Origin of the sequence: Chitinophaga sp. H8 (assembly GCF_040567655.1) — a bacterium.
GTDB classification, from domain to species: domain Bacteria; phylum Bacteroidota; class Bacteroidia; order Chitinophagales; family Chitinophagaceae; genus Chitinophaga; species Chitinophaga defluvii.
This window is the reverse complement of the sequence record NZ_JBEXAC010000001.1, coordinates 1834064-1858764: the sequence shown is the minus strand read 5'-3', so window position 1 is coordinate 1858764 and position 24701 is coordinate 1834064. Positions and strand designations below refer to the sequence as shown.

At 45.1% G+C, this 24701-nt stretch carries 18 protein-coding genes; 5 read left to right on the top strand and 13 right to left on the bottom strand.

The genetic code is table 11. The features are described from left to right. Positions 1 to 8 precede the first annotated feature (8 nt). From ABR189_RS07000 to ABR189_RS06950, 11 genes are all read right to left on the bottom strand, one after another. Positions 9 to 1583 carry a SusC/RagA family TonB-linked outer membrane protein gene (locus ABR189_RS07000; protein ID WP_354659748.1) on the bottom strand — a complete coding sequence of 525 codons (1575 nt, stop codon included), beginning with the start codon at positions 1581 to 1583 and terminating at the stop codon, positions 9 to 11. A gap of 7 nt (positions 1584 to 1590) precedes the next feature. Next, the gene (locus ABR189_RS06995) at positions 1591 to 3516 is read right to left on the bottom strand and encodes a SusC/RagA family TonB-linked outer membrane protein (protein WP_354659747.1); all 1926 of its coding nucleotides are present in this window, start codon (positions 3514 to 3516) and stop codon (positions 1591 to 1593) included. A 99-nt stretch (positions 3517 to 3615) separates the two neighbouring features. Then, the gene (locus tag ABR189_RS06990; RefSeq protein WP_354659746.1) at positions 3616 to 4614 is read right to left on the bottom strand and encodes a FecR family protein; all 999 of its coding nucleotides are present in this window, start codon (positions 4612 to 4614) and stop codon (positions 3616 to 3618) included. A 175-nt stretch (positions 4615 to 4789) separates the two neighbouring features. Next, the gene (locus ABR189_RS06985) at positions 4790 to 5332 is read right to left on the bottom strand and encodes an RNA polymerase sigma-70 factor (protein ID WP_354661080.1); all 543 of its coding nucleotides are present in this window, start codon (positions 5330 to 5332) and stop codon (positions 4790 to 4792) included. A gap of 196 nt (positions 5333 to 5528) precedes the next feature. Continuing rightward, the gene (locus ABR189_RS06980) at positions 5529 to 7280 is read right to left on the bottom strand and encodes a RagB/SusD family nutrient uptake outer membrane protein (RefSeq protein WP_354659745.1); all 1752 of its coding nucleotides are present in this window, start codon (positions 7278 to 7280) and stop codon (positions 5529 to 5531) included. 31 nt (positions 7281 to 7311) lie between these two features. Continuing rightward, the gene (locus tag ABR189_RS06975; protein ID WP_354659744.1) at positions 7312 to 10854 is read right to left on the bottom strand and encodes a SusC/RagA family TonB-linked outer membrane protein; all 3543 of its coding nucleotides are present in this window, start codon (positions 10852 to 10854) and stop codon (positions 7312 to 7314) included. A gap of 149 nt (positions 10855 to 11003) precedes the next feature. Continuing rightward, a complete protein-coding gene (locus ABR189_RS06970) occupies positions 11004 to 12065 on the bottom strand; it encodes a FecR family protein (RefSeq protein WP_354659743.1) in 1062 nt (353 codons plus the stop codon). 99 nt (positions 12066 to 12164) lie between these two features. After that, entirely contained in the window at positions 12165 to 12788 is a 624-nt protein-coding gene (locus tag ABR189_RS06965; RefSeq protein ID WP_354659742.1) for an RNA polymerase sigma factor, read from the bottom strand. A 203-nt stretch (positions 12789 to 12991) separates the two neighbouring features. Beyond that, a complete protein-coding gene (locus ABR189_RS06960; RefSeq protein ID WP_354659741.1) occupies positions 12992 to 13447 on the bottom strand; it encodes an SRPBCC domain-containing protein in 456 nt (151 codons plus the stop codon). A 97-nt stretch (positions 13448 to 13544) separates the two neighbouring features. Further along, positions 13545 to 14522: a helix-turn-helix transcriptional regulator gene (locus ABR189_RS06955; protein ID WP_354659740.1), complete on the bottom strand. Its 978-nt coding sequence runs from the start codon at positions 14520 to 14522 to the stop codon at positions 13545 to 13547. 79 nt (positions 14523 to 14601) lie between these two features. After that, complete coding sequence (locus tag ABR189_RS06950) at positions 14602 to 15408, bottom strand: helix-turn-helix domain-containing protein (protein ID WP_354659739.1); 807 nt, start codon at positions 15406 to 15408, stop codon at positions 14602 to 14604. 79 nt (positions 15409 to 15487) lie between these two features. On the opposite strand from ABR189_RS06950, the gene ABR189_RS06945 reads away from it, so the two are divergent. Further along, positions 15488 to 15907 carry a helix-turn-helix domain-containing protein gene (locus ABR189_RS06945; protein WP_354659738.1) on the top strand — a complete coding sequence of 140 codons (420 nt, stop codon included), beginning with the start codon at positions 15488 to 15490 and terminating at the stop codon, positions 15905 to 15907. A gap of 66 nt (positions 15908 to 15973) precedes the next feature. Then, a complete protein-coding gene (locus ABR189_RS06940; RefSeq protein ID WP_354659737.1) occupies positions 15974 to 16741 on the top strand; it encodes an SDR family oxidoreductase in 768 nt (255 codons plus the stop codon). Positions 16742 to 16762: 21 nt separating this feature from the next. Here the strand turns inward: ABR189_RS06940 and ABR189_RS06935 are convergent, their stop codons facing one another. Continuing rightward, a complete protein-coding gene (locus tag ABR189_RS06935) occupies positions 16763 to 17314 on the bottom strand; it encodes a thioredoxin family protein (protein WP_354659736.1) in 552 nt (183 codons plus the stop codon). Between the two features lie 254 nt (positions 17315 to 17568). Between ABR189_RS06935 and ABR189_RS06930 the strand changes: the two genes are divergently transcribed. Further along, positions 17569 to 19353, top strand: a complete 1785-nt coding sequence (locus ABR189_RS06930; protein ID WP_354659735.1) for an AMP-dependent synthetase/ligase — start codon at positions 17569 to 17571, stop codon at positions 19351 to 19353. Between the two features lie 130 nt (positions 19354 to 19483). Beyond that, positions 19484 to 22756, top strand: coding sequence for a S41 family peptidase (locus ABR189_RS06925; protein ID WP_354659734.1), 3273 nt, complete (start codon positions 19484 to 19486; stop codon positions 22754 to 22756). A 138-nt stretch (positions 22757 to 22894) separates the two neighbouring features. Here the strand turns inward: ABR189_RS06925 and rsgA are convergent, their stop codons facing one another. Next, complete coding sequence (rsgA, locus tag ABR189_RS06920) at positions 22895 to 24019, bottom strand: ribosome small subunit-dependent GTPase A (RefSeq protein ID WP_354659733.1); 1125 nt, start codon at positions 24017 to 24019, stop codon at positions 22895 to 22897. A 335-nt stretch (positions 24020 to 24354) separates the two neighbouring features. Here rsgA and ABR189_RS06915 point away from each other — a divergent pair, with 335 nt between their 5' ends. Then, the gene (locus tag ABR189_RS06915; protein ID WP_354659732.1) at positions 24355 to 24558 is read left to right on the top strand and encodes a cold-shock protein; all 204 of its coding nucleotides are present in this window, start codon (positions 24355 to 24357) and stop codon (positions 24556 to 24558) included. The last annotated feature ends 143 nt before the right edge of the window (positions 24559 to 24701 follow it).

Below are 24701 nucleotides of genomic sequence, written 5' to 3'. Positions count from 1 at the left end.
AAGAATGATTAAAACGATGCCCGAAGCCCAAAAGTGAACACAGTAGGTTCGGTCAGGTTGTAAGTACCTGCCACCGGGTCTATTGCTTCAGGATCCAGGTGGTACTTATTCTTTGTCCAGATATGGATATTATTTGCCTGCGCTGTAATGCTCAGTGCACGCAAAGGAGTCTGTTTTAATATACCTGCAGGTAGTCCATAGCTCAGCTGTATTTCACGCAGTCTTACGAAACCTCCGTTAAGTACGCTATTGGAAGAATATTTCACCATCCGTTCGCGTGAATCAGTGAAGTCTTCCATAAAGGGAATCCCTGCTACATCTGTTTTAGCTTCATCGCCTGGTTTACGCCATCTATCTGCAATCAGCTCATTGGTTTGAGGGTTGGTGTCCCATGGATTCATTGAAGGGTATTCCCGGCGAAACACATGACCTGCATTAAATACCAGGAAAAACGATGCCTGTAACCCTTTATAACTGAAGGTATTGCTCCATCCACCAGTATACATAGGGCGTATGTTACCACTATATACAAGGGAAGCAAATACAGGTGTATTGATCTTTTCACCTTTTTCATCATAGGTAAGTGGGCCTCCTTTTTCATCCAGTCCCGCCCAGGCATAGCTCCAGAGTCCTTCACGGGCATAGCCTTCTACAAAACGCTGGCTGCCTATGCCGGAAGAAGGCAATACACGACCTATTACCGGATCGCTGTCTGTAACATTATTTTTAGTGATCTTATTATCATTATATGCCAGATTAAGGGTGGTTTGCCAGCTAAAATGACGGCCCTGTATTATATAGGCATTAATAGATGTTTCTATTCCATTATTTCTGAGATCGGCTGCATTGATACGCCCACTGGGGAATCCATTGGTAGGGTCCATTACAATTTGCCCTAACAGGTCATAACTTCTTTTAAAATACCCTTCCACAGAAGCGGATACACGGCCTTTCAACAATGCCACATCTACACCAATATTTGCCGTACGCGTACGTTCCCAGCGTAACTTGGGATTAGGAGGTGTACTAATGCTGGAGATGTAATCCTGCACCACATTATTGTACAAACGGCTTGCTATCAGGAAGGGGCTGGTGCTTCTGTCAAAATTACCTGTAAGACCATACGTACCACGCAGTACCAGATTGGATACTATACCAGATTGAAAGAAAGGTTCATTAGAAATATTCCAGCTCAGTCCTGTAGACCACAACGGTGTTCTTTTATACTTGGGGTCTGTACCAAATAAGTTAGACTGATCAATACGGAAGCTTCCGCTGGCAGTATATTTTTCTTTATAAGTATAAACAGCGGAAGAATAAAAAGAAGCCTCCCGGTTGTCTGTAAATCCAAATCTATCATAACTGGTGACGTCATAGGTATACCTCGTTCCATCCCACCATTCAATACCTTTGGCCAGTTTCTCTGCATTCAGGTATTGCCAGCTTAGCAGATCATCATTATACCCCATCTTACGCTGGGTATTACTTTCCGCAATAAACTTCTTCACCTCCGCACCACCAATAACATTAACGTAATGCGTACGCTGGTTAAAATAACGGGTATAGTTCAGTTGCCCCCGCACGGCAAAATTATTTGCTATAAGCCTGGGACTGATCAAAAATAGTCCCTCTTGGCAGGTTGTAGATGTTCTTTAAGGTATTAGTGGCAGGATCAAATTCCTGGGTAGTAAACTGGTTGATTAACTGACGGGCACCAGCAGACTGGGGGTCAGCAAAATTCTTCCCTGTCTGACTATTCTTTTCATACTGAAAGTCAGTTGTAAGGTCCAATCCCTTGAGGATGTTAAGATCTATTCCAAAGCGGGTACGCAATCCAAAAGTTGAAATTCTGTTATTCGTCAGCCTGGATTCTTCTAATACATTCTCCCCATTATCATAATAGCCTTCTTTTACAAGACGGTCATTTTCTATTTTGTTGAAGCTGGAATAATCATACACATAATCTCCTTTGCTGTCCAGCAATTGCTGATAAGGCCACATATTATAGATAGCTCCGGCCACATCATATCCAGGCTGTTGATTATTGTATATCGCGTTAATGTCTGTGCGTAATTTCAGGCGGGGGATTATCTGATAGGTAGTCCTGGAGTTCAGTGCCATATTCTCCGATTTGTCGCTCACATATTGAGAACCGGATTTATCATAACTACCAGATACGAAAAACTGAAATTTATCACTGCCACCAGATAATGACAGATAATGATTTTGTCGTACACCTGTACGAAGCAGGTAATCATTCACCTGTTTTTTATTAGATAACTTAGACAAGGCATTAAGTCTGGCATCACGTTCCTCCAGTGTTATATTTCCCCGGTCATATTCCAGAAAAGCGTCGTAAGATTGAGAATAACCATATTTGCCACCATCAAACATATATTGTTTAATATATTCCTTATCATATCCTTCCTTTTCATAGTCAATCAGTGCTGCCGCATCCGCACGATGAAGCTGGTTATAATCTGGTTTGGAAGTAAGGTATAAGTTTGCAGCATAATCTACCCGCAGCTTGCCCTCTTTACCCCTCTTCGTAGTTACCACTACTACCCCATTGGCTGCACGCGCTCCCCAGATAGCTGCTGCAGCGGCATCCTTCAGTACTGTGATATTAGCTATATCATTCAGGTTCTCGGGCAGGTTAGCAACTTCAAAACCATCTACTACAAATAAGGGGCGTGTACCGGCAAAAAGTGAACTTCCACCTCTGATCTGCACATCATTTTTATAAAGGCTTAATCCAGCTACCGTACCTTCCAGTATACGATTCAGGCTGATGCTGTTACGCTGTTCCAATTCAGCTGTAGTGATAGTTGCAAAAGACCCGGTAGTATTTACCCGTTTTAATGTTTGATAACCGGTTACCACAACTTCTTTCAGCGCTTCGGCAGATTCTTCCAGCGCGACATTTATTTCATGACGGCCATTCACCATTACTTCCTGTGGCTTATACCCAACATAAGTAAATATGATTGCTGAGTTACCTCCTTCTGAAAGCAGGAGCGAATAGCGCCCGTCTACATCTGTTAACGTAACACGGCCACTCTTCTTTTCCCTTACGGTGATACCTGGCAGGTAAGTATTTCTTCCACCTTCCTGAATGGCTACACGGCCATTTACCAACCATTGCTGTATTACCTGCGGATCATCTCCCGCCTTCAGGATCACCTGATTGCCGGCTACGGTGTAAACAAGCTGATGCTTTTTTAATAGCTGTTCCAACGTTTTTTCCAATGGTTGCGCAGTAATGTGCAGGGTCACCTTATGCATCTTTTCGCGGGTATTCCCATCGTATACAAACCGGATACCAGCCTGCTTTTCAATCTGCTTTAATACAGTGGCCAGTGGTTGCTCCTCCACATGCAAAGTAATAGGCTTATTAGGGGCATATTGCGCCCATACAGGTGATTGCAGTAAAAGTGCCGTACCGGCAATAATGATTCCTTTTTTCCATGAGAATAACTTCCCACACAGGTGTATAGGCAACCCTTCTTTCCACATATTGGTTGGTATTTGATTTTGGTAATTATATTTGGCTGAAAATCTTCCCGCTAGTTTTTTGGTTTTATTCTGTTGTAACTCCTTTTTGAATGCTGGCGTTTACTTATGTTGTATGATATAAGTATTATCTCCGCCAGTTATAATATGAACATCGTATGTCTGTTCTATCAATAGTAGTATATGTTCCAGTCCTTCCTGTTCAAAATCTGCTGTTAGCTTTTCATGCAGAATAGCTTTGTATTTAACGTCAAACTTCACTCCATAATATCGTTCAATAGCTGTCAGTACATCCGCCATGCTCAGATTATCAAAATACAGTTTACCTGTTTTCCAGGCCATCCGTGAGCTTCCCTCCAGCGTCCGTACACTGATTTTACTATTTTGGTCCCTTAACACGCCTTCCATATTAGCGGTCAGTACTGCCTCCTCCCCATTGGCAGCAGTTAAGGCTACTTTACCGCTACTTACATATACTTCTGTAAATGTGCCGGAACGAAAAATATTAAAGGTAGTACCCAGTACTTTTACAGCCGACTGTTCATCCAGTTTTACCTCAAAAGGCATGGCCGCATTGGGGTTGATGTCGAAATATGCTTCGCCGCTAAGCAGTGCTACTTCACGTTTGCTGCCCTTAAAGCGTGATGGGTACCTGACTACGGCACCTTTGTTAAGAAATACCTTCGTCCCATCAGCCAGGATCAGGGAATCTACCTGCCTGGAATGATTGGTATATGTAAGTTCTTGCACAGCCTGCTGCTGATAGTACCATGTTCCGGCTACCGCTAATAAAGTAGCCGCTGCCACCCCGGCTGTCCAGCGCCATATGGCTCGTAACCGTGTTGGGCTGGCTGTTTGGCCTGGTAATATAGCCGCCTCTTCTTCCAGAAAAGGCAAACCTGAATTTTTCAATACAAACTGGTAATGCGGCTTCACCTCCCCTGCCCCTTCCCAGGCCTCCAGCATCTCATTTACATAATTTTCCTGCGCCGGTCCTTGTGCTTTAAAAGCGGCTATTTGCTTTTGTAGCAAAGGATCCTGCGGGTTTTTCAGGAACTGTATTACAAGCGATATTTCTGTTTCACCAGGTTGATACATCATGGATGGTTTGACTTACTATATATACTAATACAGGTTAACAGGCAAATACCCGTAGTCATTTCAAAAAAAATATAAAAGGTAGAAATTATGGCAAAGCTCATTATCCTTGTATAAAATACCCATTGGACAATTGCTTGTAGGAAGCTGCCACTAGTAGATTAGTAAAAGGCAGGGGTTATCTCCCTCCCAATAATGCTTTTAGTTTTTTTAATGCCACCCCAATATGCTTTTCAACAGTACGTTCAGAAATATCCAGTTGGGTAGCTATTTCACGGTGCTTCAGCTCTTCGAAGCGGCTTAACTCAAATACTTTCCGGCATTGTTCCGGTAAAGTAGCAATGGCCCTTAAAAGGGTAATTTTCTCTTCTTCTCTTTCCAGGAAATCATTATGAAAGACCTCTTCATACAGGGTAGCAATACGGGGAGCGTGCATTTCCCTCACTTTACGGGATTCCAGGGCATTACGGCATGCGTTAGCCAGGGATTTATACAAATAGCTACGTACATGAACGAGGTCCTCAAATGCCAGGTCTTTTTCCCAAAGCTTGAGGAACAGGTCCTGTACCAGCTCTTCGCTGATATGAAAATCGGTCATAAAATTGTAGGCGTAGGCACAAAGTGCCTGATAATAATGCCGGTACAGGCGGGAAAAACCTTCCTTTTCTTTCCGGTTGATCGCCTGTATCCATATTTTTTCATCCCCTTGTTGCATGCACATTGCCTCCACAGTGAGCGCTAAAATATTAAACCACCCGCACTCTTTCATTACATTATCAAATATAATATATAAATACAATTATCCCGAAGTCCTCTCCTGACAATACGGTACTTTAGTGAATAGGTACAAACAAAAGCCCCATTCCTTTTCCGGGAATGAGGCTTTTGTGGTATTAAAACTGAACTATGCGGATAGGTTAATGGTAACCAGGGTTCTGGGTAAGGGTATTTTCGCCTCCTTTGGTAGTCAGATCGATCTGCCTTTGCGGAATCGGGAAATACTCATTGGTACCTTTGGTAAAGCTGGCTCCTCTTACATCTGTCACCTTGGTACCCTCATACTGGAAAAATGCATTCAGGGTTTTATCTGCAATTCCCCAGCGTACCAGGTCAAAGAAACGGTGTCCTTCCATTGCCAGCTCCAGTTTACGTTCAAAATAAATGGCTTTTAAAGCATATTCTTTTCCGCCGGCGGCAAAGTTACCATCAGGATATGGCGCTACTTTATAATTACCTGCCGGAATGTTTGTAAATCCTTTCATGGGCTGGGCCGGATCGAGATAGGTATGCACCCAGCCTGTGGGTTTGGCGGCACGGTTTCTCACCATATTTACATAGCCCTGCGCTTTGTCCAGGCTCTGCAATTGTGCTTCACACTCCGCTGCCAGCAATAATACATCCGCATAGCGGATCAGGTTGTAATTGATTGCATTACCGGGAGCCCAGCCACGGGGATCATAATATTTGTCCTGTGTAGCCTGCCAGTATACATTTTTCTTAGGCGAAAACGGCCCGGCGGAAGATTCTTCACGTGACCATACGGCTCCGGGATGATTGCCCCAATCCAGGTAAGGAATACCCAGGCGCCCTACTGTCCAGTCAAGGCGGGGATCAACAGATTCTACTGCCGGATTGTGTGTATTGTAATTATCCAGGTATGGTAATCCCTGTGCATTGGTTACAAATGAATTCACCAAATCAAAAGTAGGCTGATAAAATCCGCAACAACTAAAAGGTCCATTATAAGGGTAGTTCAACATATTACCCTGGTTGGCATTTGCAGAAGTACCGGAATTGTCCATCGCATCGTATTGGATAGAAAAAACAGACTCTGAGTTATTTTCTGTGGCAGCATCAAAGTTGTTTTCAAAATTAACCAGCTCGTATTGTTCTCCCTTGGCATTTACGCCCTGGGTAGTGATCTGGTCAAAAAGTGGTTTTGCTTCCTGATACTTGTGATCAAACATAAATACTTTGGCCAGGTAACAGGCAGCTGCCCACTTATTAGGTCTTCCTACTTCTTCCTGTGTTTCATGCAGGTTGTCCATGGCAAATTTCAGATCCTCCCGTATAAGGGATAAAATCTCTTTATCATTTTTCGCTTTATAATCAGTGGCATGCTCATCTATCCAGGGTACCTTGTTAAACATCTTGTGCAGATCAAAGTAATAATGGCCACGCAGGAAACGCGCTTCCGCCGCGGCTTCTTTCTTTTCATCATCTGTCATATCCTTTACTTTCTCCAATACACGAAGCACTGTATTGGCACGGGCAATCCCTTCATAGTTAACCCGCCATTTATCACTGAAATAACCATTGTTGGCATCAGTGGAAAAACGGGCGATGGCCAGTGTTGCCGGAGAATCTCCTGCATCACTGCCCTTATGTGCATCTCCACCACATACACTACCATAAATCCAGTTATCCGGAGATACGGCGTAACCACTACCACCAGCCAGATTTACCATATCCCCATCTACATAGTCCTGGCCATCCAATGCACCATACACACCAATTAATAATACGCCAATACCTTTTTTATTAGCCAGCAAAGCTTCATCCAGTGCACCTGGCGGAGTACGTTCCAGAAAGCTTTTACTACAGGAGTTGGACAACAGGCAGATAGCTATCATCCCAAACATGAATATATTTTTACGCGTTGTTTTCATCGCAGACTTTTTTAATGTTTACAAATGATGATCAGAAGCTCAGATTGATACCTGCCAGGAACTGGCGCTGGCTGGGATAAGCACCATCATCAATACCATAATCAGTGACGCCGCTACCACCAATTTCAGGATCCATGCCTGTATATTTGGTAATGGTAAACAGGTTGGCTGCCTGCACATAAATACGCAGCCTTTCTACTCTTATCCTGCTGAGCATATTCTTCGGGAAAGTGTATCCCAATTGGATATTCTTCGCTCTCAGGTAAGCACCATTTTCAACAAAGTAAGAATTGGGAACATTGTTAGTACTGAAAGTACTGGCGCTTTCCTGAATAGGAGCCCTTGCATTTTTGCGGTCAGGCAGCCAGGAATCGTACAAAGCTGTTTTACTCTTTGCCCCTTCAAAAGGCCCGGGGAAGTCCATCCACCACCGGATATTATTCCATATCTGGTTACCATGTACCCCATAGAGAAAAATGCTGAAGTCAAAGTTCTTATAGGTAAATCCCAGGTTGATGCCATAAGAGATCTTAGGATTGGGATTTCCCAGAAAAGTACGGTCATCACCATTGATCTGCCCGTCGTGATTAATATCTGCATAGCGGAAACGTCCTACACCTGCCTCTGTCTGGTATTCTGCATCAGGATTTTTGGTAGCCTCCTGAGCTTCTTTATTAGCGGCCTCTATTTCGGCCTCATCATTCCAGAAACCAATTACCTGGTAACCATAAAAAGAGGATACAGGATGGCCGGCAGCATTACGTATAATTTTGCTGCCTTCCAGCCGGCGACCGTCTTCTTCAAAGTAATCCACGCCATCAGCCAGTTTAACAATCCTGTTCTTATAAGTAGTAAAAGTAAGTGTTGCATCCAGTTTCAGATCCCTGGTAATATTGGTATGTGAGCCTACCGTGATGTCTATCCCGTTATTCTTCATGTTAGCCACATTTACAAATGGTGGCGGTGCGGTTCCATAAGAACCTGGCAATTCAGGATTGTAAAGCAGATCGGTAATATTCTTTTCATAATAGTCGGCAGCTATATCCAGTTTTCCGCCAAATAAACTGGCATCAATACCAATGTTGGCATTAATATCCTTTTCCCACCTGGCATCAGGGTTAGCGATCTGGAACTGCTGGAATCCCTGCAGTATACTATTGTTAGTGCCTCTCAGGTCATAAAAGGAGGTATTCTTATTTCCACCAAAAAGGGAGAACGCATTACCTGCACTAAGATTCAGTTGATTACCCATGATTCCCCAGCCACCACGCAGTTTCAGATCATTGATCCAGGACACATTTTTCATGAATGGTTCCTGAGAAACGCGCCAGGCAGCGCTGAATGCAGGGAACCAACCATAACGGCTGTTAGGGCCAAATTTGGAGGATCCATCCCGGCGAATGGTAGCACTTAACAGGTACTTTTCGCGGAAGGCATAGTCCACGCGGCCTATCAGCGAAGCCAGGCCTTCGGATGTTCTGGTAGCAGTAATGGTTTGTCCACCGGAGCCCGTGCCATTATCTACAAAAATCGGATCAAAGGAAAAATAGTCCAGGGTGGTACCTCCCTGTGTCCTGGTGCGTTCATCATATGCCTCTGTCCCTACCAGTACCTTCAGGTCGTGGGCATTCGCAAATATCTTGTGGAAGGTAAGGGTGTTCGTCCAGGTCCAGTTATATCCGTTATTGTTCGTTTCATTGTAAGAGTTTACAGAACTGTTTTCCTTATTCTCATACTGTGGGTAAGTAAAAGTATGGTTCCAGTTGGAGTATATTTCTCCACCAAAACTGGAATGCAGGGTAAAATAATCCAGGAAGTCAACATCTGCATATACATTGCCCAGCACACGATTTGCCTGCCCCCTGTCATTGCGGGTACGGTATTGTGTAGCTACCGGATTGGCGCCATCTCCTAAACCAATGGTGGAAGTGCCCGCAAAATTCCCTTTGATGTCATATACCGGAATAATAGGTTGCTCCCGGAAAGCCATGCCAATAGCATTATCTGCACTCAACGGGCTGATGGTAGGATTATCAGTAACTGACACGGCCAGGTTCTGGCCAATGCGGATACCTTTGCTGATATTAAACTGGCTGTTGGAGCGGATGGTATATCTTTTCAGATAGGTATTCATCAGTGTGCCCTGCTGATTAAAATAATTGAAAGAAAACAGGTAGTTGCCTTTATCACCGCCACCGCTTACAGATATATTGTGACTGGTAATCGGAGCCGGCCGGAATATTTCATGATACCAGTCTGTACCTGCTTTATTTGCTCTCGTAATACGGTAGAAGTTGTTATAATCATCTGCAGAAGTATAATCCGGATTAATATAATACAGGTCCGGATTAGTGCGGGGATCACCTTCTTTTAATCCTACGGGATTCAGGTAATCCGGCAATACAGGCTGTGCCCCTCTGCCATAGAGCGTATCTGCCAGCTCTTCATTGGAATTCCGCAGGGTCATCCATTTCAGATTGGCCATTTCCTGCGGGTTGAGGGTGTTCCATACATTCCCACCTTTAGGGTATTGACGGCCATAGTAGGCATCATACTGTACGGTTACTTTACCACTGCCTTTTTTGGTGGTAATGATAATCACCCCATTAGAAGCACGGGAGCCATAAATAGAGGCTGCACCCGCATCTTTAAGCACCTGTAATGAGGCAATATCATTCGGGTTCAGGTCATTGATACTTTGCGTAGGTACTCCATCCACTACATATAATGGGGTGTTGGTACCAAAAGTATTGACCCCACGGATATGTACCAGCGGTTCTTCCCCTGGCTGTCCGGATCCGATAATCGTAACACCGGATGCCTGTCCCTGTAATTGGTTTACTACCAGGCCACTCGGTTGTTTGGTCATATCATCCAACCGTACCACACTGATTGCACCAGTGAGGTCTTTTCTGCGCTGAGAGGTATAACCAGTGACAATCACTTCATTCAGCACACTATTGCCTTCCAATAGGGTGATATTGATCACCTGTTGATTGCCTACCGGTATTTCCTGTGTGGCATATCCAATATAGGAGGCTTCCAATACTTCATTGCCGGTACCTGCAATGGAGAGTGAGAAAGTACCATCACCCGTACTGACGGTGCCGGTGTTGGTTCCTTTTATTTTAAGGGTAACGCCCACCAGGCCGTTACCACTTTTATCTGTTACTTTACCGCGCAAGGTACGCTGTACACCACTCAGCAGATGAGCAGGAACAGCCTCTGCCCGTTTCTTTTCCGTGATGAGATAAAAATGTTCCCTTACTTTTTCAAACGACAGGTCAAATTGCCCCAGGGCTTTATGCAGCGCATCTTCCGGCGTTTGACAGATACTGAGGTCAATACGTACCTTTTTATTTTTTATCAGTTCGCTTTTATAAGCTATAGAAACACTAAATCTGGATTCGGTTTGCTGCAGTGCGCGTTTGAGGGACATTTCTTCTATCTGGCTGTTGGAGGCTGGCGCATTACTCCGGTTATTATTGGTGGCCAGGTCCTGGGCAACCAATGGAGCTCCAAGTAAGGATAATGCCAATGCCTGCATCAGCAGCACACGTAAACGTGTTTTCATGTGCAAAGGGTTTTAATTGTTATGGGAATGGAATTACATATCTTCTCTGTTCACAGGGCATGTTACATACCTGTGTTACTTATTTTGCTACAATCCTTATTTTGTTATCTGCTTGAAATTTCCGTGCTGCTATTTGGTTGAAATCTTATTTAAGGCTGATCTGTTCTTTTGTTTTTTACCCAGAACTCATTTCCCTGCTGCCTGAACTGTACCCTGAATACTTTTTCAAATTGCATAAGCATGGTATCCGCATTATATATAATAGGCATCGATCCAGAAACCTTGTAGTTCAACATCACAGAGTCCTTTACGACCAGCCGCTTTCCAAATACCTGCTGCATAAACACGCCTGCGTCTGCCAATGTATAGTTGTCCATGCTGATCCTTTTGGAAATCCACGCAACATAGGTATCTACCGTGATGTTATTTTTGTTATAATCTCCGTCCACCTTACTGTAGTTAACCATTTCTCCGGGTTTCAGGTATAGCTGTGTTTTATTACGAAGGTCTGTTTCCGTTATGCTCAGCTTTATCTGCCCCTCCTGTAATACCACCGCCACGTTGTTGCCAAAGTTATTGACATTAAAGCGGGTGCCCAATACTTCTACTGCAAGGTGTTCATTCGTATGTACTACAAATTTTTGTGCATGACGGGTATGCTTTACGTGAAAATAGGCTTCCCCTTCCAGCCATACTTCCCTGATCTGTGCGTTTTTCTCTGCGTATACAATGCTGGAGCCTGCATTTAAAACAACAGATGAGCTATCCGGCAGCCATATCTGTTTTACTTCTCCCAGGTTGGTACTTGCACTAAAGGTCACTGCTTCAAAGCCGAATCGTTTTTCTGCCAGCCATACACCGGTTAATATCAGTCCGAGCACCAGCGCTGCAGCGTATTTCCAGGCATGCGTCCATATACTCCTGCGTATGGGAACAGGTAACTCTGCCGCTTCATGGTCCTCCCCCATATTTTCCCAGATACTATCCCACAGCTGTGTTTTATCATGGTCAGATATTTTGTATTGCCTGAACCCGATAGCCTTCACCAACCTGGTAGCCTCTGCTATCAATGGTTGCTTATCAGGATTTGCCCGCAGCCAGGATTCCCATACATACGTATTTTTGATATCCGGCTGTAACACCCATTCCTGAAAGTCCTCATCGAGGGCAAAATCCCGCGCAGTATATAACTGGTAGTCCCTGGCTTTCAAATGTGACCTTTTTAGTATAGAGCCACTTTGGGACAAAACCTCATCATTTTTTGGGAACTTTTTTTTTAAATAAATTGGGAATCCGCTACTGTAGGGGTATTAGCGTTGCAGCAACAGTAGGATAAGTGGAAGGGTTAATGTCTTTTTCATCTCCCCAATAGCTTTGGAGATAATATTATATACAGAATCTACTCTCATAGACATTATATCTGCCACCTGTTGGTAAGAGAGATTTTGAAAAAAACGGAGATATATAGCTTCCCGTTGCCGGCGTGATAGCTTTGACAATGCCAGGTGCAGTTGCTGCCATTGTTCTTTACGTGCCTCATCCTGAATAATGGTGTATTCATGTGGCGGAGTCAGCTCAAATTCAAAGGGAATAGTATCAGACTCTTTGCGCCAGCGACGTTCTTTCTGCAATGCCCGTAATAGCTTGCGGCGCAGGCAGCTCAACAGGTAATACCTGATATTCTGCAGCGTTTCGCAAAGGTGCTCCCGGCTTTGCCACAGATCCTGGAAAAGGTCCTGCAGACAATCCTTTACCCTTTCCTTATCCCCACAAAAGTGCAGTCCATAATTATACAGATCATCAATATTACTCCAATAAATAGCAGCTAATGCATCCCTGCTTCCATGACGGAACCGTTGCCATAGCTCTTCCTGTGAGGAAGCTGCATGTAAGTGAGGAGCCTGGGGCGATCCGGATAATCCGGCAGCATTCATAAACTGGCTTTTGGTTGACGAACAAAAAGTACTACTAATTTTCAAATTAACCAAAGACTTTATCCCATCTTATTTTACCCGATGTGATTCATCTTCCAGGCCGAAACTGCGGTGACTGTTTGTTTTTAACCAGGCATTCCCAAAAGCGGTAGCTGAAACTAAATTTGATCTGACGGGAGTCCCTCCCTAATAATAAAAGACGACTAATTTTCTGCGGCAACTTTTATCTTGGTAAGCGTATCCATCCAGCCACCATCACTTACTGTATGCTGGTAACGAACATCTCCCATAGCTACTTTTGCAAAGTCCCCCTGCCATACGGACAGTACTGTTTGCCCGTTCTCCGGCGTCAATGTATATTTTACGGTAAGGTAGTTGGCCGGAATATCCGGCACCCCTTCCATACCGGGGGCTATTACTGTATATTCCAGGTATTTTGCGGGATCGCTCTGTACGATATCCCCTTTTACACATACGATCTCCTTTCCTTCATGTTCCAGCTTCCAGAGCAGCGGACTGCCTGCTTTCCAGTCGGACTCCGCTGCACAGCCCACCATATACTGTTTGGTGTATTCAGGTGAGGTAAGTACTTCCCAAACCTTTGCAGGAGTGGCATTGATCGTAATTGTTTCCTCTACAGTCAGTGTATTTTTCATCATACTTTTTTTATGTTGACAGATGCGGTTTTATGAAACAAAGATAGGTGGGCCATCAATGACCAACGTATATAATCGGGAGTAAAACGTATAAGTTCCGTTATTTTTTTGCATCCCGTGGGGAGCGCCCAAATTTCTTGCGGAAGGCACTGCTGAAATGCTGGGGAGAGGAATACCCCAGTTCATAAGCTATTTCGCTCACCGTCTTTTCAGTATCCAGCAATTGCTGGCGGGCAGTGTCCAGCCGGTAATCTGATAAATACCCAAATACAGTAGTGTTAAATACTTCTTTAAACCCTTTCTTCAGATTGTATTCGTTAATCCCCACAATTCTGGACAGCTCGGACAGACTGGGAGGTGTTTCTACATTCTCTATGAGATATTCCCGCGCATGCAGCACCTTTTCTTTTGCTGTACTGTTCAATCCTTTAGCCGCCCTTATTTCCAGCGAGCGGTTGTAGGCTTCTGCCTGTAGTACGAGGATCTCAATACTTTTGGACAACAGGTACATTTTTTTGAGTCCTCCCGAAAAGCGGCAGTTAATGATGGCCTGTATTGCCTGCTCCAGGTCTGGTGTAACTTCCAGGGATTGCGGCGCCAGTACCACCGGTTTTCCTTCCAGCATCTTATCTGCAAAACGTTTCAGCACCTCATTACTATCCTGGATAATCTTCAGAAAAACCGGCGGAGCAAACTGTATTTCAAAAATTACCGATTCCAGGGCACCATTACGGAAAGTGTTATTATTCCCTTTGGAGTAAACAATATTATGCAGATGAGGTTTTACATCATACTCATTTCCCAATTGATAAATCGTACTCCTTCCTTTCAGGTTAAACTGCATATACACCACATCCTGTGTATTGATCTTTTCAAACAGGTAGTAATCATTGTAGCGTTGTTTACGCATAGATATCCGCAGCCCATCGAAATACCAGGATTTAATTTCCAGATTACCATAGGGTAATGGAATAACTTCATTTTCCTCTATCAGATCAGGGGAATATAGTTCGTCAGGCGACACAAAACGTTCATAAAAGGTAAAATTGCCTGAGGTATTTGTAATGCCTTTGCTCATTTTCAAATATCGTTACTAAAAGCAGATTGGTTTCCGGCAGTGCCGTTATGAATGCAAAATTAACTAATCCCTGTGGCATTTATACATCCCTGTATGCTACTCCTTCTGCCGCTCCGGAAAAATATTGTTTGGGGTGATACCCGGAAAATTCGCGGAAGTCATGGATAAAATGTGACTGGTCATAATAGCCGCATTCGTAGGCAATATCCGTCAGGGATTTATGTTTATGGTCATATTCCATCAGTGCTGCCTGGAAGCGGATAATGCGTGCATATGTTTTGGGACTAAAGCCGGAAAGTTCTTTAAACTTCCGTTCAAACTGGCGGGGTGACAGACAATAGCTACTGGCCAGCCGCTGTACATTTACCATGCCTTTAATAGCTATCACCCCCTGCACCGCTGCATGCATCGCAGTATAGTGGGGCGACTTTTTTCTTAGTTGCTGCAGCAGGAAATCGGAAATAAGCGCCACCCGTTGCCGGTTATCTTTTGCCAGCATCATTTTTTCTTCCAGTATCTTTCCAGAAGCCCCCAGGAGGTCATCCAGTCCGGGAAGATGATTGCTTACCACAGACGAAGGCATAGAAAAAAAAGCAGGTATGGCAAAGGGGTAAAGGTATACCCCAAAAATACCGAAGCTCTCCCCTACAATAAACCTTCTGAAATGCCGGGTTTGCGCATGCAATTGGGCAGGTGCATAACTATCCTGGCTATCTACATCCAGTTCGTCAAACATGCCTTTATAATGAAATATCATCTCTGCAGATCCGTCTGCCATAGTACGGTGAATATATTCCGTACCAGGAGCCACCCCAGCTTCCAGCACCCAATAGTACCGTACATATTTTGCCAGCATGGGAGGAGGCGCTATGGTGTAATATTTCATATGGTGTGCGTCCGGTAGTTAATAGATGTAATTTACATCATTCAGGCTAATAGTGCTAAATTCGGTAACTTTGCCTGTCATGAAAGAGATAAAACTACCGAAGAAGATACTGGCTCGGCAGCATGAAATCACCACTGTTTTTTTGCAGGAAGTAGAAAAGCATCTGGATGATATTGTAAACGGGCGCACCACCGATATGTATGAGATCCGTGATCTGGCCCGAATCATGCACATTCACCCTACTCACCTCAGCAATACGATCAAACTTACTACCGGCAAATCCCCTTGTTTTTTCTTTGAAGACAAGATCATGCATATTTGCCGGGATATGCTGCAACAACCCCATACTCCTATCGCCGCCATTGCCTCCCTGCTCACCTTTGACCCTTCCAATTTTACCAAATTCTTTAAACGCTTTGAGGGTATTACCCCCAAACAATACCGGGAACAGGTGCTTGCCCTCCAAAACAGGAAAAAAACTGAAACAGTCACCATTTAATCTGAAACAGTCACCATCATTCCTCCCCTCTTTCGTCCCAACTTTGTGCCATCATTAAAAAAATATATGATGGACAACAACAGTAAAATTGCGTTAATCACCGGCGGCAGCCGTGGCCTCGGCAAAAATACCGCACTGCAGCTCGCCCGGAATGGGCACCAGGTAGTGCTTACCTACCATACCCGCCAGGAAGAGGCACAAAAAGTAGTGAACGAAATTGAGCAACTGGGTCAACAGGCTTTTGCCCTGCAACTCGATACCGCCAATATCTCATCTTTCCCTGCTTTTATTGAAGCATTAAGCACAGAACTCTCCTCCAGGTGGCATACCTCCCAGGTTGACTTCCTGATCAATAATGCCGGCATTGACGCTTCTTCCCGCATTCCGGATACTACAGAAACAGCCTTTGACCAGCTCTTCAATGTTCATTTTAAAGGAGTGTATTTCCTCACACAAAAGATGCTGCCCCTATTGGCGGATGGTGGCCGTATTGTTAATTTCTCTACAGGGTTGGCCAGGTTCGTCATTCCCGGATACGCTGCTTATGCTTCCATGAAAGGGGCTATTGAAAACTTTACCCGCTACCTGGCTAAAGAATTGGGCAACAGGAACATTACAGCCAATGTAGTAGCGCCCGGCCCTATTGAAACTGATTTTACACGTCATGCGTTTGAAACCAATACACAAATGAAAGGATACCTGGCCTCTCAGACTGCACTGGGCAGAGTAGGCACTCCGGACGATATTGGCGGTGTGGTAGCATTCCTGTGCAGTGAGCAGGCCAGGTGGGTAACTGCACAACGTATTGAAGCCTCCGGTGGAACATTCCTCTAAAGGCTTCAGGTATCTGTCTGCCTATTGTTTGTTGGCAAACAGGCGGCCTATCAACGCCAGTTCTGTATCATTCAAAGCAGAAGTTTGTTTTAACACTTTGGTAAAGTATGCAATCTCCTGTGGAGTGCCCGGGCAACCGATGTTACTCCCCTTTTCACTAAGGCTGGCCCCTTCCGGCCTTTCCTGTGAATCGGCCAACAATTTACCGTTCTTATCAAACACGAGCCAGTAGGGTATCCCTTGTCTGTCCCCATTGAACTGTTTCATCATCTCCGCTGCGCCAGGATTTTCCAGATGCTTTTTATCATCAGCTTCCTGCACCACGAGGTGACGCACCACATAGCTTTTATCAAACAGTGGTTTACACTCCTTTTGGTTCATGCGGGCATCCATTTCATGACACCAGTGGCACCAGGAGGCATGAAATATAATGATCACATTTTTCTTTTCTTTGCCTGCCTGGCGGCAAGCTTCTTTCAATACTTCACTGGCAGGCTTTACTGCTTGCTGGGCATGGGTAGCGGTAAAGAAGAACAGCAGGCATAGTGAGGCCCAGTTAAACAATCTTTTCATGATGGTTGGTTTTGCCCCTAATATAGTATATTTCTTCAGCGGTAGGGGAATTTTACCTTCTCTGAACCGGTTTTATATTTAATCTGTACCCCCGGAGATTTCGCTATGTTTTTGCCATAATAAATACTATATTGGTAAAAACGCGTATCCCTATATGCCTTTTAGGGCCCATACATTGGTAATCGTGTAATCAGCCCCGGCTGGCAACCGGTATTTATGCAGGAATTTATAATTATCAACCACAAACCACGATTATGATGAACAATCCCCAACGACTGTTTGACTGTATTGACTATCATCTGCAAAGATCTCCTTTGCCTGATATGCTGGCCGCTAAGGAAAACGGCACCTGGAAAACATATAGTACACAGGAAGTAAAAGACATTACGGACCGGCTCAGCGCCGGCTTGCTAAAATCAGGCATCAGTGGGCAGGATATGACGATTGAAAACCGGGACAAGATAGCTGTGCTCAGCAAAAACCGGCCGGAATGGGTAATGCTGGATCTGGCCGTACAGCAAACAGGCGCTGTACTAACGCCGGTATATCCTACCATTAATGCAGCCGAGCTGGAGTTTATCCTGAATGATGCTAAAGTGAAACTGGTATTTGTAAACGATCAGGATCTCTATTTTAAGGTGCTGAGTGTAAAAGAACGGGTACCCAGTCTGCAGGACATTTATACTTTTGAATATGTACCAGGCGTAAAGCACTGGAAAGAAATAGGTGCACTGGCAGATGAAGCCGGTATTGACGCCATGCGGAATATTGCCGCAACGATCCGGAATGAAGACCTGGCCACTATTATTTACACCTCCGGTACTACGGGGGTGCCTAAAGGCGTGATGTTGTCGCACAATAATATCCTTAGCAATGTTATGGCCTCTATACCTTGTTTTCCTCCCGGAGAAAACATGAAAGCACTTAGTTTTCTGCCGCTGAACCATGTTTTTGAGCGGATGGTGACCTATCTCTATTTATTCAAAGGCATCGCTATTTACTATGCAGAAAGCCTGGATACCATAGCAGACAATCTGAGAGAAGTACAGCCAAGTATGTTTACCACTGTCCCCCGGTTGCTGGAAAAGGTATATGATAAAATCATGCTGAAAGGAGCTGCACTCACCGGCATAAAAAGGAAACTCTTTTTCTGGGCACATGATCTGGCTACCCGGTTTGAGATCAACAAGGACCAGGGGATGTTGTACAACCTGCAAATGAAGCTGGCCGATAAGCTCATCTTCCGCAAATGGCGGGAAGCACTGGGTAATAACCTGAAATGTATTGTGAGCGGAGGTGCTGCCTGTCAGGTGCGTCTTATCCGCATCTTTACTGCCGCGGGGATACCTATCATGGAAGGGTATGGACTTACAGAAACCTCTCCGGTTATCAGTGTAAACCGGTACGAGGTAAAAGAACGTATGTTTGGCACAGTAGGCCCTATGATCAATGGCGTGGAAACTAAAATTGCGGAAGATGGGGAAATACTCACCAAAGGGCCTCATGTGATGATGGGGTATTATAAACGACCCGACTTTACCGCCGAGTCTATCATCGATGGCTGGTATTATACCGGGGATATCGGGATGATCGTAGATAATAAATATCTCAAGATCACCGACCGCAAAAAAGAAATGTTTAAAACCAGCGGCGGAAAGTATGTGGCGCCACTCCCGGTAGAAAACAAGCTCAAGGAATCCATGCTCATAGAACAGGTAATGGTAGTAGGCGCCGACAGGAAATTTGTATCTGCGCTGATCGTACCTTCCTTTTCCAATCTGGAAGACTGGGCGCAGCGGCAGGGAATTACAGACACTTCCCGCGAAGCATTACTCCGTCATCCAGCCGTAATCCAGTTATATACCGATGAGGTAGAAACCTTTAACAAGGAATTCAATCATATATCACAGGTGAAAAAATTTGAACTCCTGCCGGCAGAATGGAGCGTAGCCACCGATGAGATGACACCTAAACTCAGTCTGAAAAGAAAAGTAGTACTGGAAAAATTTGCAGCGGTAATAGAACGCATTTATCAATAACCGGGCTTGCCCAACTTATCACTTCCGGAAGCGTCTTTTTTGGAAGCAGTTTTTTTCCTAGATTTAGTAGGTTGTACCGTAGCTAATATACGTACACCCCCAGCTATTACCTGGTAAATCTAAACTGCTTATGACAAAGACAACAACCCTGGCGCTGATCGCATGTATGGCGGGCGGACAGGCAATGGCCCAGATAGACGCGGGCCTTTTCCGGTTTCCGGATGTATCCCAATCACAGATTGCTTTTTCTTATGCCAATGACATCTGGATTGTTCCTAAAGAAGGAGGCACTGCCACTAAATTAATTTCTCCCCCCGGTGTGGAAATCCTCCCTAAGTTTTCACCGGATGGTAAAACGCTGGCCTTTACCGCCAATTATGATGGCAATAATGACGTGTATGTGCTGCCCGTAACTGGTGGAGTACCACTGCGGCTTACACAGCATGATTATATCGACTGGGTAACCGACTGGACACCAGACGGAAAGCGAATACTGTTTGCTTCCCGCAGGGAAAGTACCAAGGAGCGCTTTAACCAGTTCTATACCATTGCCGCCACGGGTGGTCCTGCCACTAAACTACCATTGGCCTATGCAGAGTTCGGTTCTTACTCTCCTGATGGGAAAAAGATAGCCGTAGTTACCCGCACCCAAAGCTTCCGTAACTGGAAAAGATACCGGGGAGGTATGAAAGCAGATATCCATGTATTTGATTTTGACAAACAGGTATCGGAAAACATCTCTGTCAAAAGTGAAGCCGGTGATGAATTCCCGATGTGGCACGACAACTTCATCTACTTCCTGTCCGACCGGGGTACAGAAAAGCGGATGAACCTGTGGCGGTATAACACTACGGATAAATCATTTGAACAGCTTACCAATTATAAAGATTACGATATCCATTTCCCTTCCCTGGGACCTGCGGAAATAGTGTATGAAGCCGGAGGAAAAATGTACCTGCTGTCGCTCTCCACTCAACAATCCAGAGAAGTAAAGATCAATGTAAATGCCGATCTGGCCACTTTAAAGCCACGTACCGTACGTACCTCCAGGTATGTCCAGACCGCAGCGATCAGCCCGGATGGCAAGCGTGCCCTGATAGGTGCCAGGGGGGATATTTTTTCGCTTCCTGCAGAAGATGGGTTTGTAAAAAACCTTACCCGCACCAGCGGTGTAGCAGAGCGTTCCCCTTCCTGGTCGCCGGATGGTAAACAAATTGCTTACTGGAGTGACCAGTCAGGCGAATATGAACTATGGGTGGCCCCTGCAGGCAAAGAAAATGAAGCCAGGAAAATTACATCTTACGGACCTGGTTACAGGTACCAGCCTTTCTGGTCGCCAGACAGTAAAAAGATTGCATTTATAGACCAGGCCATGAAGATATGGGTAGTAGATATCAGCACCGGCAAAACCACCGCCGTAGACAAGGCCCTGCATTACTTACATGGTGCCCTGGAAGGATTTACCGTAAGCTGGTCGCCGGATAGTAAATGGATCGCGTATAGCCGTGATGTTGACAACGGGCATGAAGCAGTATATCTTTTTGACACCAAAGCCAACCAGCGTCATCAGGTTACCAGCGGCTTCTACGACTGTTCCCGCCCTGTATTTGATACAGAAGGCAAATACCTTTACGTACTGACCAGCCAGGCCTTTAAACCATCTTACAGCAGTATTGACAATACCTTCATTTATGCTAACAGCACCCTGATCGGTGCCATTAGCCTAAAGAAGGATACTCCCCCATTGCTCACCACCAAAAATGATACAGTAAGTATTAAAGGAACTGAACCATCTGCAGCAGATACCCCAAAAGAGAAAAGCACAAAAAGTAAAAAAGATAAGAAAGATGCCCCAGCGGCTTCGCCCCAGCCCACCAACACAGCCATCGATCTGGATAATATGGAAGCCCGGTTGTTCCTGTTACCTGTATCTGGTGGCAATTATTCCCGGCTGGGCGCAGTGAAAGGAAAGATCCTGTATATGCAGTATCCTAACACCGGTGAAAATGAAGCGCAGGCCACCCTCAAATATTACGACATAGATAAGCGGGAAGAAAAAACCATCTTCAAAGACCTGGGACAATATGAACTTTCTGCCGATGGAAATAAACTCCTCATCCTGGGCAATCGCATTGGTATTATTGATGTGGGAGAAAATCAGAAGATGGAGAAACCCCTTCCGCTAAATGATATGGAAATGGTGGTAGATCCCATGAAGGAATGGAAACAGCTGTTTATCGACACCTGGCGTATGGAGCGCGACTTCTTCTATGACCCGCATATGCATGGGGTGAACTGGAACGAAGTAAAAGAAAAGTACCTGCATCTGCTGGAAGGTGCACGTACCCGTGAAGAGGTGAATTTTGTGATCAATGAATTGCTGGGTGAAATGAATGCCTCCCATACTTACAACGGTGGTGGTGACCTGGAGTCGGCAAAGCAGGAAAACGTAGGCTACCTGGGAGTAGACTGGGAAGCTGATGGTCAGTATTACAAGATCAAACGTATCATCCGTGGTGCCAGCTGGGATGCAGAAGCCCGCTCTCCTTTGGATGAGCCCGGTGTAAAGATTAAGGAAGGAGATTATGTTCTGGCTGTGAATGGTATTCCCATTACCACAGCACAAGAACCATTTGCCGCCTTCCAGGCCCTGGCAGAGAAAACGGTAGAACTCACCTATAACACCCGGCCTTCTCTGGAAGGTGCGAAGACGGCAGTGGTAAAAACCCTGAAAAATGATTACCGCCTGCGGCACCTGGCCTGGATAGAGAGCAACCGTAAGCAGGTAGCAGCTGCTACCGACAACCAGGTAGGCTATATTTTTGTACCCAGTACCGGTATTGACGGACAGGATGAGCTGATCCGCCAGTTCAATGCACAATGGGATAAGGCAGGGTTAGTGATAGATGAACGTTTTAATAATGGCGGACAGATACCCGACCGGTTTATTGAACTGCTTAACCGTAAACCATTGGCTTATTGGGCTACCCGTGACGGCACACCTACCCCCGGCCCTTCAGTAGCGCACTTTGGGCCGAAGGTGATGCTGATCAATGGCTGGAGTGGATCCGGTGGCGATGCCTTCCCGGATTATTTCCGCAAGGCAGGCCTGGGGCCATTGATCGGTACCCGCACCTGGGGTGGCCTGATTGGTATCAGCGGCGTACCTCCCCTGATAGATGGTGGCAGTATTACCGTACCCACCTTCCGCATGTACAATCCGGATGGTACCTGGTTCCGTGAAGGACATGGCGTAGATCCGGATATCCTGGTAGACGAAAATCTGGGAGATATGGCCAGAGGAATCGATCCACAGCTTACCCGTGCTATCACCGAAATAAAGGCCCTGCTGAAAAGCAAAGGCTACCAAGCACCCGCACAGCCTGCATTTGAAGTAAGATAACCTCACAGCAAGGGCTGACTGGAAAGTAACATATACCTGTTACTTTTCAGCCAGCCCTTTTACTTTTATACGGGTGCTGAGCAGCACGCCCATTCTGACAAACGCTATTAAGCATACCATAGCAAGCAGCTTCCCTTTTTAATACTTTCTTTTTTGCCGGAAGTCTTTGGCTTGCCGGGTAATCCGGCCAAACTGCCGCTCTACCCGCTTTCTATCCGCCGCATGGGTACCATACCGTTGCTGCTCTCTGTACAGTTTCAGGTAACTCTGATATACTACTTCCGGCAAGGTGCCTTCCTCCATTGCAGCCATTACCGCACAACCAGGTTCCTGGTGATGGGTACAATCGCCAAACTTACAGTGGGCAGCCAGTGCTGCTATCTGAGGGTGGAAAGTACCTTCCATCTCTTCCGTGGCTATCGTGATCCCGAATTCCCTCATCCCCGGCGAATCAATTACCATACAACCATTGGGTATCAGTACCAGGCTCCTGTAGGTAGTGGTATGTTTGCCTTTGCTGTTGGCCATACTTACCGCACCTTCTTTTTGCAGAATACCTCCCCACAAGGCGTTCATCAGGGTACTCTTGCCCGCGCCGGAAGTACCCAGCAAGGCATAGGTTTTACCAGCTTCCAGGTGTTGCGAAGCCAGCTCAGCTACCCCCTCATTATCAAGGGCACTGGTCAGGACCACAGGACACTGGTACCCCAATGAGGCCACCTCCCGCTGATAATATTGCGGATTTTCCACGAGGTCTTTTTTATTCAGGACCACTATCGCCCCTATACCATTATTGGCTACCTGATACAGATAGCGCTGTATCCGCATGAGATTAAAATCACGGTCCAGTCCCTGTAAGAGCAATGCCGCATCAACATTCGCAGCTATCACCTGTTTGTCCATACCTTTGCCGGGCATTTTCCGGCTCAGTTCATTCAGGCGTGGCAATACCTCAATCACATACCCCTGCTCTTCATAAGCTTTAAAAACTACCCAGTCGCCCACTTTAGGTAAATCCCCCGATTCTTTTCCATTAAGCAGTGTACCAGACAGTTCTGCTGTGATTATACCGGCTTCACCGATCAATGTATAGAGATATCCGTTAATCGTCAGCACACGGCCCACGTCCAGTCCATTATTTTTATGGTTTGCGTAATTATTTTCAAAGGCTGTATTCCAGCCATATTGTAGTAGCAATGACATCGCTGTATTATTTACCGGACATATCATAGGCAATACTTTAGCCCATGCATATGTCTGCATGAATAAAAATTAAATAGTATTAAAGTGCGGAGAAGGCATGGCAAGGCAGCCTAACACAAAGGACGTGCGGCATTGCTTGCCTAAGCCACTATTATTGCGGCAGCGATAGTGCGGTATGTAAACTGCGTGCGTGTCATAAGCAACAAAGATATGCATTATGCAGCACATAAGCCTCCCTTTCTTACGAGTGCTTTATACATAATTCTTTATCAATATATCAGTTAACAATAAACAGTTTGTTGGCATTTATTTAACATAGAAGTTGTATTTTTATTTGTTTAGGGAGATTTTTCCCCCTACCTTTGGTACTTATTTTTTTACAATATTTTTTTTACATGACAACACAATACAAAGGAACTGTGAAGTTCTTTAATGAAGAAAAAGGTTTCGGATTCATTAAGCACGAAGAATCTAATAAAGAAACTTTCGTACACGTAAACGGTCTTATTCATGAGATTCAGGCAGATGACCGCGTAGAGTTCGAACTGCAGGAAGGTAGAAAAGGCATGAATGCCGTTAATGTTAGACGTATTGACTAAGCTAGCTTTTTAATACCTCATTACGAGCCGGATATATTATATCCGGCTTTTTTGTTTTTAGTTGTCAGCTACTCATTTTTAATGCTGGCAACCATAGTTAATTTTCCATTCAGCTACTCCTCCCCCTATTCATTACAATATAT